General features: G+C 61.5%; 3 protein-coding genes. All 3 read right to left on the bottom strand.

Features of this window, described 5'->3' with window-relative positions:
* On the bottom strand, positions 1–247 hold a 247-nt coding region (locus tag AQY21_RS15920; RefSeq protein ID WP_152988254.1), incomplete at its 3' end, for a transposase.
* A 209-nt stretch (positions 248–456) separates the two neighbouring features.
* Positions 457–1,914: a flagellar hook-associated protein FlgK gene (flgK, locus tag AQY21_RS15915; protein ID WP_058098602.1), complete on the bottom strand. Its 1,458-nt coding sequence runs from the start codon at positions 1,912–1,914 to the stop codon at positions 457–459.
* 54 nt (positions 1,915–1,968) lie between these two features.
* The gene (locus AQY21_RS15910) at positions 1,969–3,309 is read right to left on the bottom strand and encodes a flagellar hook protein FlgE (protein ID WP_058098601.1); all 1,341 of its coding nucleotides are present in this window, start codon (positions 3,307–3,309) and stop codon (positions 1,969–1,971) included.
* Positions 3,310–3,464 lie beyond the last annotated feature (155 nt).

The following is a 3,464-nucleotide window of genomic DNA, read 5'->3' as shown; positions in this document are numbered from 1 at the left end:
CAATCATCACCGGCGCAAAGGTCAGGGCAGGCTCATTTCCGAGAAGGCCCTCGCGATAGTCCTTCCGCCAGCGCGTCAGCAACGCGCGAGAGATATCGTGACGCCGCGCCGTCAGCGCCACGCTGCGCGGGCGCGACAGGCTTTCCTCGACGATACGGATCTTCTCGGCAGCCGACCAGCGACGCCGCCGACCACTATCGGTCACCGAGAGAACCTCGACTTGGGAACTGAAGCTATGGGTGTCCATAGCTTCAGCCTCCTACATCCATCCCACCTTCAGCGTCAGACGGTCCTCACCGGGAGCTTACGAAACATCTCCGCCAAGCGCTTTTGGGGTGTCCGATTTCAAACCGGTCATCATTTCCTGGGTTAGGCGGTCTAATCTGGTCTTCAGCCCGTGCTGGCCAAGGCGAAGTTGGTAGGAGCGGGAAAGATCACCAATGGAATGAAAGGAGGTCATGTCAGCCTCAGAATGGCGTCGAGCATATCGTTTGCGGCCTGAAAGACTTTGGCGTTCGCGGCATAGGCGCGTTCCAGCGCCAGTAGGCTTTCCATTTCCTTGTCGCTGTCGACCCCTTCTGCCAAGAGGGCCGATTTGAGGCCTGTCCGATGCGAGCTGCCTTGCAAAGCGCTGGCTTCGGAACGGATGCGTTTGGTTGCGGTGGCAGAGGACAGTTCTGCGGAAAGAGACTGCAAGCTTCGCGGCGTGCTGGAAAGGTTGGCCGAAGCCGGCGGGCGCGGGGCCGAGATCGCCATGCTCAGGCGATCAAGCAATGCGCTTTCTCCCGCGTTGCCGGGGCCGGGCGCATTGATGCCGGCGCGGACCCGCCACAATTGCCCACCTGTATCAGGGCTCGCCAAAAAATTTACCGCAATACGGCTGGCGAAGCCGGCTTCATTGGCGGGGTCGAGAGCACCTTGCGAATCCGTGAACAAACCCGGACTGCCTGAGCCAAGGGAGGGGTCTATCGCCGGATCGGATAGTCGGTCATATAGATCACTGGCGAAAGCGTCGATTTGCTGCTGGTAGTCAGGAGCGATCTGGTCTCGAATGGCAAAATTCGCGCTCAGGCTCCCTCCGCTCAGCATCGATTGCTGTATGCCGGTGAGTGGTTTGCCGTTGAGCGTCAAATCAGAAAGTGCGCCGTTGGCGATGGACATCTCGGCAGTGATGCTTGCAGCGGCGCTGAATTCGATCTTGGCTGGTTCGGTACCATCTAGCAAAATGGCGCCATCGGGCGTGAACAGGGCGACCCGGCCATTCTCGCGCGGCACCTCCTTGATCGGCAGGATATCCGAGATACTGTCTATCGCTGCCTGACGGGCGTCAATGAGCGAGGAGGCATCCTTGCCCTGCGCGGATATAGTGACGATCTGCGTGTTCAGTTTCGCCACCTGCTGCAAGGCGGTGTTGAGCCGCGAAACGTCGTTCTTGATCGCCTGTTCGGCTTTGGTGCGCTCGGCCTGGATCGTTGCGGAAATGTCATTGATCTTCTTTGCCAAGGCGATAGCCGTATCGACCACGCCCGAAAGCCGCGTCTCGCTGTCGGGCCGTGATGCCGCGCTGACCAAGGCGGATTCGAAATCCGTCAAGCTTTGTCCCAGTGAGGATGCCTCGGTTCCCGTGCCCAAGGCTTTCTCCATGGCGGTGTGGAATGTGGCGGTTGTCTGAGATGAACCGACAGCCGCCTCGGCCAGCCGACTGTCCGCAACCAGCCCGGCGGTGAGGATCCGGTTCACGCCAGCGATACTGACGCCGCCGCCGTGCTGGGACAGGCGGGCGGACAGGTCGAGTTCCCTGCGCGCATAGCCGGGCGTCAGCGCGTTTGCGATGTTGGACGACACGATCTCGGTGCCCCGCGAGGCTGCGGTCAGGCCCGAAACGGCATTGGAAATGGCGGACGAAATGCTCATGGGCAAGCTCCGGTTTCTGGGCAGTGGGGCGGCCGGGGGCAGCCCCGGTCAATATCAGCGCTTGAGATTGGCCGTTTCTTGCAACATCTCATCGACGGTCTGGATGACCTTGGCATTCGAGGTATAGGCGCGCTGGGTCTGGATCAGGTCGGTCAACTCGGCCGCCACATCGGTGGTCGATGCTTCGCGTGCATAGCCCGCGATCGCGCCGGTGGGACCATCGCCTGCGTTCCACAGGTAGAATGCGCCGGATCGGGGCGAGATCTTGTAGGTTTGGTTGTCCATTGCGATCAGGCCATTCGGATTGGGAACATCCACCAGCGGCACCTGATACAGGGTGCGCGTGAAACCGGTGTCGTAGGCGGCCCGGAGATATCCGTTTTCGTCGATCTCGAGCGCGGTCAGGTTGCCGACAGGCGAGCCGTTCTTGGTCACATTGGCGGGGGAGAAGCTGGCGCTGAGTTGGGTAATGCCCTGGCTGTCGCCATATCGGCCCAGGTTGATGGTCATCGGCCCGTTTGCGCCGGACACAGTAAGAAGGCCCGTTGCCGAGTTATAAGCACCGCCTGCCGTCGTCGTGACATTCGCGAGCATGCCGCCGCCGGCCTGGCTGTCGTCGAATTCCAACGTATAGACACCGATCAGGGATTCATCGGCAGGCGTGGCCGGATCGTTGGCGATGGCCGAATCACGGATTTCCATGGTCCAGCGGTTCGTCTGAACCCCAGCCGCACCGGTGACCGCAGGCGTGAAGGAGACGGTCATTCTTTCGGAGTTGCCGAGATTACCGAAATATTCGACCTCCATCTCGCGTGCGCCGCCGGTTGCGCCGCCGACCGCGTCATCTGCGGGCAGGTTTACGCGCAGGTTGATCCGGGTTGTCGGGTCCGCTGCGGTCTGACTGGGACTGATGAGGATGGGTTGCAGGCCGGTGATGGAATCACGCGGCTGGCTGGGGATCGTGCCGTCGGCATTGGCCGGCCAGCCCATCAGCACCAAGCCCGAACTGGTGCGCAGATAGCCTTGGTCGTCGGTGCGAAACGAGCCGGTCGTCGTCATGACCAGATCGCGTGGTGTGCTCGCCCCCGACATCAGGGACGCGGAATGGACGACGGGAAGCATGCCGCGTCCCGAAATCGCAATATCCATAGGATGCGAGGTCGGAACCAGGTTGCCGCGCTGGTCGACGATCCGGCTGGTGGTGGCACGGACGCCGCCGGCAGTGTAAAGCCCGCCGCCGCGGCCTTGGTTGATAACCATGCTTTCAAAACTGGTGTCCACCCGCTTGTAGCCATAGGTGCCGGAATTCGCGATATTGTCGGAGATATTGGCCACTGGCGTCCCGTACGCCGCGAGCCCGGACAACCCGGCCCCGAGGGCAGATGAGACCGACACTCTGTTGTCACCCCTGTGTGAGTCGTTCTGCGGGAAGCTGGGCGGCTGGGGGTTAACATGCCGCTAACGGCGCCCCGCCCGGGCCGGTCATCTCAGTAAAATCACTTCGATCCGATTGTTGTTCGGGTCCATCGGGTTGACCGACCGGTTGCGCC

Source organism: Paracoccus sp. MKU1 (assembly GCF_001447385.1).
Classification (GTDB): Bacteria; Pseudomonadota; Alphaproteobacteria; order Rhodobacterales; family Rhodobacteraceae; genus Paracoccus.
This window is presented reverse-complemented; position numbering and strand designations above follow the sequence as displayed.

Coding starts and splice junctions, on each gene's coding strand:
- flgK (WP_058098602.1), bottom strand. CDS start 1,914: ATGAGCATTTCGTCCGCCATTTCCAATGCCGTTTCGGGCCTGACCGCA.